A 772-nucleotide genomic window follows, 5' to 3' on the forward strand; every position below is an offset into this window, starting at 1 on the left:
CGGAGCAGGGCCGACGACCCGGCCGGTACGGACGGGGAGCCGAAGGTGGCCAGCCCCTGCCCCTGGTTTTGTTTTTGAGGTTGAAAACATCCGGCAATAATGAGCAGCCCCGTAAAAACATTCACAATGTCAGCAGAACACAGGAGCAGATGAGAGGGATCTCTATGCAGATGAGGAGGCGGAGGGGATAGTGCGGGAGCGCCGCAGGCGTTCCCGCCCTGCCCGGTTCCCCGGAGGGGAACGCCTTTCCCGCCGTTGACGTTCCCGACAGCGTATACCCCGGCCTCGCGGGGCACACACTACCTGCCTGTTCAGACCTCTGTAGAGCCTATCCAGCTGCCGCCCAGACAGGCGGCATGACAGTGAAGGGCGAATCAGTAGTTTTCTTCGTTGATTTCTTCCAGCTTCGCTTCAAATGCCCGCTCACTTCTCTCATACGCATCGTCAGAAATATTAAAACCTGACGCAGCTGCGGCATCGTAGAAAGCCGGGCGGTGTGACAGCGGCAGTGAATTCGCGTATGAGCACGCCCTGTCCAGAAAGTAAAACTCATAAATTTCATGATGCTGTCCACACCCCTTGCTGGCAGCCTTTGAAAAAGCGTCAAGGAGTGACTTCACAGAGATGACGTCATGCTCACCTGAAGAATTGAGGTTTCTGACGAAGCCATCGCTGCGCAGGGCACCTGCCCACCACTCAGCGGATGCATAAACAGCACGATTTTCGCCCCCCATCTTTCTGGTAGATTCCTGAGCGGCGGTTTTGATGTTGA

1 protein-coding gene is annotated in these 772 nt (G+C 56.3%); it reads right to left on the bottom strand.

The genetic code is table 11. The annotated features are described in order from the left end of the window. Positions 1 to 374: 374 nt before the first annotated feature. Positions 375 to 772: hypothetical protein (locus IAE50_RS25660; protein WP_200581693.1), on the bottom strand; the 398-nt coding region annotated here is incomplete at its 5' end.

The sequence above is a fragment of the Kosakonia sp. S42 genome (genome assembly GCF_016624785.1).
Taxonomy (GTDB): Bacteria; Pseudomonadota; Gammaproteobacteria; order Enterobacterales; family Enterobacteriaceae; genus Kosakonia; species Kosakonia cowanii.